Origin of the sequence: Sphingomonas sp. (assembly GCF_031372575.1) — a bacterium.
Classification (GTDB): Bacteria; Pseudomonadota; Alphaproteobacteria; order Sphingomonadales; family Sphingomonadaceae; genus Sphingomicrobium.
The window spans coordinates 1-6,726 of record NZ_JANMLM010000089.1; the positions used below are offsets into that span (position 1 = coordinate 1).

General features: G+C 63.4%; 4 protein-coding genes and 1 pseudogene. 4 read left to right on the forward strand and 1 reads right to left on the reverse strand.

The window, feature by feature from the left end; all coding sequences use genetic code 11:
• The 4 genes from rpoH to RMN73_RS08915 all read left to right on the forward strand — a co-directional run.
• A partial coding sequence (gene rpoH, locus RMN73_RS08900) for an RNA polymerase sigma factor RpoH (protein ID WP_309602966.1) occupies positions 1 to 850 on the forward strand: 850 nt, incomplete at its 5' end.
• A gap of 138 nt (positions 851 to 988) precedes the next feature.
• Positions 989 to 3,022, forward strand: coding sequence for an elongation factor G (locus tag RMN73_RS08905; RefSeq protein ID WP_309602967.1), 2,034 nt, complete (start codon positions 989 to 991; stop codon positions 3,020 to 3,022).
• 78 nt (positions 3,023 to 3,100) lie between these two features.
• Entirely contained in the window at positions 3,101 to 4,402 is a 1,302-nt protein-coding gene (locus RMN73_RS08910; RefSeq protein WP_309602968.1) for a lipopolysaccharide biosynthesis protein, read from the forward strand.
• Positions 4,399 to 5,409: an ELM1/GtrOC1 family putative glycosyltransferase gene (locus RMN73_RS08915; RefSeq protein WP_309602969.1), complete on the forward strand. Its 1,011-nt coding sequence runs from the start codon at positions 4,399 to 4,401 to the stop codon at positions 5,407 to 5,409. Before RMN73_RS08910 ends, RMN73_RS08915 begins: the two co-directional genes overlap by 4 nt.
• 835 nt (positions 5,410 to 6,244) lie before the next feature.
• Here the strand turns inward: RMN73_RS08915 and RMN73_RS08920 are convergent.
• A pseudogene (locus RMN73_RS08920) lies at positions 6,245 to 6,726 on the reverse strand (3-deoxy-8-phosphooctulonate synthase); the annotation flags it as partial.

A 6,726-nucleotide genomic window follows, 5' to 3' on the forward strand; every position in this document is an offset into this window, starting at 1 on the left:
CAATCGCTATCTGACCGAGATCAAGAAATTCCCGATCCTCGCCCCCGAGGAGGAGTTCATGCTGGCCAAGGCATGGCGCGAGCAGGGCGACACCGACGCCGCCGCGCGGCTGGTCAACTCGCATCTGCGCCTCGTCGCCAAAATCGCGATGGGCTATCGCGGTTACGGCCTGCCGGTCAGCGAATTGATCAGCGAAGGCAATATCGGCCTGATGCAGGGGGTGAAGAAGTTCGAGCCCGATCGCGGCTTCCGCCTCGCGACCTACGCCATGTGGTGGATCCGCGCCTCGATTCAGGAATTCATCCTGCGCAGCTGGAGTCTGGTCAAAATCGGCACCACCGCGGCGCAGAAGAAACTATTCTTCAACCTGCGCCGGATGAAGAATCAGATCGACGCGTTCGAAGACGGCGATCTCAAGCCCGCCGACGTCACCAAGATCGCCACCGATCTCGGCGTGACCGAGGATGAGGTCATCAGCATGAACCGCCGCATGTCGATGGGCGGGGATACCTCGCTCAACGCCCCGCTGCGCGACACCGATGGCGAGGGCCAGTGGCAGGATTTCCTGGTCGACAATGGCCCGTTGCAGGACGAAGTCGTCGCCGACGAGGAAGAGCGCCAGGTGCGCCACGAACTGCTCGGTGAAGCGATGGCCAGCCTCAACGACCGCGAGAAGAACATCCTGATCGAACGGCGCCTGTCCGAAGAGCCCAAGACGCTCGAGGATCTCAGCCAGGTCTACGGTGTCAGCCGCGAACGAATCCGCCAGATCGAAGTGCGCGCGTTCGAGAAATTGCAGGCCGCGTTGTTAAGGCTAGCGGGCGAGCAGAGGCTGCTGCCAGCGGCGTAGCCACGCGTCCGTCGGATCGTTCCGACGGCGCGACGGGCCCTCTTGCCAAGCGGACCCAAGAGTCCGACCATCGTCCCATCGAAGCGCAGCCGCGCTTTTCGCGACTCGCGCCCGCCACCACGGACGAAGGAGAGTCGCATGCCCAATGGAGCCCCAGCCAACGGCACTCGAGCAATCGCGCTGGTCGGACCGGCCGGCGCGGGCAAGACCAGCCTTGCCGAAGCGATGCTGTTCGCGTCGCGCACCATTGACCGCCAGGGATCGACCGCCAACGGGTCGAGCGTCGGCGATGCCTCCCCCGAAGCGCGGCAACGCGGCGGATCAACCGAGCTCAATTTGATGCACTTCGATTATCTGGGTGAGCGCTTCGCGATCATCGACGCGCCCGGATCGGTCGGGTTCGCCGCCGATGGTGCAAGCGCAATCGCCGTTTCGGATATTGCCATCGTCGTGGTCGATCCCGACCCCGCCCGCGCCGCGCTCGCCGCGCCGTCCTTACGGATGCTCGACGAGCTTGGTATTCCACACCTCATCTTCGTCAACCGTGTCGACCAGGCGCGCGGCCGGATCCGCGATCTGCTCTCCGCGCTGCAGCCGATGAGCGTCTCGCCTTTGATCGCCCGGCAAGTCCCGATCCGGGAGGGCGACAAGGTCACCGGCTTCGTCGACCTCGCACTTGAGCGGGCGTATCATTACCGTCCCGGCGATGCGTCCGAGCAGATCGTCATGCCGATCGACCTCGCCGACCGCGAAGCCGAAGCGCGCACCCAGATGCTCGAGCGGCTGGCCGATCATGACGACGATTTGCTCGAACAATTGTTGATGGACCAGGTGCCCGAGCAATCGACCATCTTCGCCGACTTGGCCCGCGAGACGAGCGAGAATCTCGGTGTCTCGGTGTTGTTCGGATCGGCCAGCAGCAGCTGGGGCGTGCGGCGATTGCTCAAGGCGCTGCGGCACGAAGCGCCGGGGCCGGAGGCGACCGCGCGGCGATTGTCGGTCAGTGATCCGTCGCTGTTCGCGTTCAAGATCAACCATGGCGGATCAGTCGGGCGGCTGGCATTGGCCCGCGTGCTCGGCGGGTCGATCGCCGAAGGGGCCGAGCTCAAGACCGCCGATGGCACCACATCACGGCTCGGTGCCCTGTTCAGCGTCCAGGGTGACAAGACCGCCAAGACCACCAGGGCCGGGCCGGGCGATGTCGTGGCGGTGGCCAAGGCCGATGAGGTCAAGGCCGGGCAATGGCTGAGCGGGGGCACCATCCCGCCGCCGGTCGAGCTTCCCGCCACGGCCCGCAACGCCACCGTTGCCATCGCCCCGTCCGACCGCAAGGATGATGTCCGGCTGGCGAGCGCCTTGGCACGGTTAGCGGAGGAAGATGCAGCGCTGACCATCGAGCATGACGATGACAGCCACGAATTGCGGCTGCGCGGGGTCAATGACGAGCATCTCGCTTTGGTCGTGGCGCGGTTGAAGCGGCGCTACGGGGTCGAGGTCACCAGCAGCCCCTGCTCGATCGGCTATCGCGAATCGATCCGCCAATCGGTCCGCCAGCACGGCCGCCACAAGAAACAGTCGGGCGGTCATGGCCAGTTTGGCGATGTGATCATCGAAATCCGCCCGCTGGCCCGCGGCGAGGGTTTCAAGTTCGAGGAAAAGATCCACGGCGGTTCGATCCCGCGCCAATATATTCCGGCGGTCGAGGCCGGGGTGAAGGACGCCTGCATCAAGGGGCCATTGGTCTTCCCGGTCGACGATGTCGCGGTGACCCTGGTCGACGGCAGCTACCACAGCGTCGATTCGTCCGAGCTCGCCTTCCGCACTGCCGGCCGGATCGCGATGCACGATGCGCTTGCGGCGGCCAAACCGCATTTGCTCGAGCCGGTGCAGCGGCTGGTGGTGGTCTCGCCGGCCAGCGCAACCTCGAAGGTCAGCTCGACCGTGGCGTCGCGGCGCGGGCAGATGCTGGGGCTGGGGCCGCGCGATGGCTGGCCGGGCTGGGACCGGGTCGAGGCATTGCTTCCGGAAAGCGAACTGGCCGGGCTGGAGGCCGAATTGCGGTCGCTCAGCCAGGGTCTCGCGACCTATGAAGCCCAATATGACCATCTCGCCGAATTGAACGGCACCTTGGCCGACAAGGTGGTCAAGAATCGGGTTGCGGAGCCCGCCTGAGCAGGATCGTGACGGGGGGCGACAGGTTGGCGGCTTTGGGCTAGACCGCGCCCTCCCCGACCCGCTCGTCCGGACATGATGAAACATTGGATTAAAGACCAGCACTTCCGGTCGCTTCTCAAGAACACCAGCTATCTGGCTATTTCCAAAGCCGTTGCTGCCGTTGCATCATTAGCGACTCTGGTGTTTGCGGGGCGTGGGCTGGGGCTTGCCCAATTCGGCCTGCTGATCCTGATCGTAAGCTATTCGCAGGCCGCGAGCGGTCTGTCGCGGTTCCAGTCGTGGCAGATCGTGATCCGCTACGGCGGCCGCTTGGACAGTCCCGAACAGCAGGCCGATTTCAAGACTGCGACCGGTTTCGCTTTCGCGCTCGACGTTGTCAGCGGGCTGGCCGGGATGATCATTGCGATTGCCTTGCTGCCGTTGATCGGTGGGTGGTTCGGCTTGTCTGGCGATAATCTGACCTACGCCATGCTCTATTGCATCATCCTTCCGACCATGGCGGCGGCGACGCCCAATGGCGTGCTGCGCGCACTCGACCGGTTCGACCTGTCGAGCTGGCAGCAGACAATGACCCCGATCTTCCGCGCGTTGCTGACCATCGTTGCGTGGTCGCAGAGCTGGTCGCTGAGCGCTTATTTGCTGATCTGGTTCGTGACCGATCTCGGCGGCGATCTGTACATGTGGTTCCTTGGCTGGCGCGAGCTTCGCCGCCGTGACTTGCTCAAAGGGATCAAACCTACCCTTCGCCCCACTTCGCTCCCTGGCGCGTGGCCGTTCGCGATCCAGGTAAACCTGACGTCATCGCTCCAGTCGGCCTGGGGCCCGCTGGCGCGGCTGATCGTCGGCGGCTTGCTCGGGCCGGCAAGCGCCGCTTTGTACCGCATCGCGGGCAGCCTGGCCGACAGCGCGCAAAAGCCTGCGGACTTGCTGGCACGCGCTTATTATCCCGAACTGATGCGGATGGACCTGACCACCAAGCATCCGTGGAAATTCATGAAGCGGGCGATGGTCGCCTCCGCGATTTTCGCCGGTCTCGCGATCGTGCTGATGTTGATCGGCGGAAAGCCATTGCTCGGCGCGGCATTCGGCAAGGAGTTCATCGCTGCTTATGCGCCGTTGCTGATCCTGCTCGGGGTGCCGGTGCTGACCATCGTCAGTTTCCCCTTGCCATCGACGCTCTACGCCCTCGATCGGCCCGACGTTCCGTTGAAGGCGCGGATCATCGCGACATTGGGCTATTTCGCGGCGATCGGGCCGCTCGCCCATTACAGCGGTCTGCAAGGCGCGGCATTCGCGTTCCTGCTTGGTAATGTGTTGTTCGTGCTGGTGATGGCGGTCTATTTGCGAACCGAGTATCGCCGAGTGAGAGGCAAATGACCGTTCCTTTAATCTGGGTATTGGTGGGGTCGCGGACCGGCGACAATAATCAGGTGCTGGCGCTGGCCGAGACGGTCGGGCTGCCATTCACCACGGTCCATCTCGACTATAATCTGCTTCGCTCAGTGACCCGCTGGCTCGGCCCGACGCGCGCGTCGCTCGATCGCAAAAGCAAGGCGCGGCTGACCCCGCCGTGGCCCGACCTGGTGATCGGGATCGGCCGGCGCAGCGTGCCGGTGTCGCGCTGGATCCGCGAGCAAAATAGAGGCAAGACCAAGATCGTCCTGCTCGGCAATCCGCGGATTGACCCGTCGATCTTCGACCTGGTCATCACCACGCGCCAATATCCGGTCCCGCCGGGTGACAATGTTGTGTTGCTCGATGCCGCATTGAGCCGCTTCCAGCAGCCGCCCGAGCCCGATGCCGACGAGCAAAAATGGCTGGCCGAGCTTCCCCGGCCGTTGCGCGTCGTGGCGATCGGCGGAGCGACCAAATATTGGCGATTGTCGACGCAATTGGTGTCCCGGGCGTTGATCACCCTTCGCGCCAAGCCCGGCGGGTCGTTGATCATCGTTACCAGCCGTCGGACCAATCCAGAAATCATCGAAAAAGTGCGCAGTGAAGTACACGGCGCGCCGAACGAGCGGCTGGTCGAAGGCCGCTTCCCGAGGTTTGCAATGCTGCTTGGCCAGGCCGACGAAATCCACGTCACGGCTGATTCGATCTCAATGATTTCCGAAGCGATCCTGGCGCGCAAAAAGGTCGGGCTGATCCCGATCGACCAGAACAATAAGGGCCGGCGCAAGCTAGGCCCCGAGCCGCGGATCAGCGGCCGCGACGCGCGGCGTCGCGACCTACGCCGGTTCTGGCATTATCTACGCGATCAGAAAGTGATCGGCACCGTCGAGGAGCCATTGGCTGCGACCATCGCCAATCCCAACGATATCGCCGCGACCGCGCTCAAGGCGCTCCTGCCGATCGATGCGGGCAGTGCCCAGCCGCGATAGCGATCGACCAGGTCGATGCTGTCATGGCGAATGTGGTTGGCAGCCATTTCGGCAACGATTTGCTGCTTGGTAACTATATTGGAATCGACCAGATCGGCGAGCAAGGAGTAGAATAAGGCTTCCTGATTGCGGTCGGGGTGCGCCTGGTAATGCTGGTGCCTCAACCGCCGGATGAAGTCGAACGGGCCACGCTCGCGAAGCGTGTAATCGACCGGCAGGCCAGTCTTCCACGGCTGGGTCCGGCGCTTGGTGGTATGCAGGATGCGGGTGTTGGAATCGAGCCGGTCGAACGCGTTCCAGTCGGCATCGAGAAAGCCGATGGTCGCGCGATCCTCGCGCTTCAATTCGATCCAGTCGATATAATCGAAGCGATGGGCGAACAGATCGTCGAGATCCTGGTCGAAATTCCAATGCTTTAGCTTGGCGGTGTCGAGCAGCATCACCGAGGTGGCGATATAATCGTAGCGCTTGTTATGGCCCGGGCGCGGTACCGCCATCACCGCCTTGCCGTCCATATCTAGATCGAACAAATCGGCGACGTCACCAATGCCAAAGCAATCGGGATCGGTGACAACCGCCCGCCCTTTCCAGCCCATCATTTGCGGCGGGGAGAAGCGCAGCGGCGAGAAGCTTTGCAAATCGTCCGGGTCCCAATCGCGCATATGGCCGGCGCGGCGGATCGACTGGCCGTGCGCCACCAGTCGCGGAAATTCGGTGACGTCGATGATCCGGACGTTGAAGCTGTCCGGCCGGGCACTGAATTTCTTGAAACTCAGCGCGCTGATCGTCGCGCCTAGGTGCTGGCGAGCGTTGGACTGGATGAAGACGGTGTTCTTCAAAGCGCCATTTCCTCGAAACCAGCCTCCTTCACGACGCGGTCGAGGTTGACGAGGGTGGTGAGCAAACTCTCCATCTTGTCGAGCGGCCAGGCGTTGGGGCCGTCCGACAAGGCATTGGCGGGATCGGGATGGGTTTCCATAAACAGGCCGCTGATCCCGACTGCAACCGCAGCGCGCGCAAGCACCGGGACATGCTCGCGCGTGCCGCCAGAACTGGTCCCCTGCCCGCCGGGCAATTGCACCGAATGCGTCGCATCGAACACTACCGGGCAGCCGGTCTCACGCATGATCGCCAGGCTGCGCATGTCGGAGACGAGGTTATTGTAGCCGAATGAAGCACCGCGTTCGCAGACCAGTATGTTGGATCCGTCGCCGCCCGCCGCAATCGACGCGGCCTTTGCCTTGTCGACGACATTCTTCATGTCATGCGGCGCCATGAACTGCGCTTTCTTGATGTTGACCGGCTTGCCCGCGCTGG

What these genes read in the sequence shown, in the direction of transcription:
- RMN73_RS08905 (WP_309602967.1), top strand. Translation starts at nt 989, where the DNA reads ATGCCCAATGGAGCCCCAGCCAACGGCACTCGAGCAATCGCGCTGGTC.
- RMN73_RS08915 (WP_309602969.1), top strand. Translation starts at nt 4,399, where the DNA reads ATGACCGTTCCTTTAATCTGGGTATTGGTGGGGTCGCGGACCGGCGAC.
- RMN73_RS08910 (WP_309602968.1), top strand. Translation starts at nt 3,101, where the DNA reads ATGAAACATTGGATTAAAGACCAGCACTTCCGGTCGCTTCTCAAGAAC.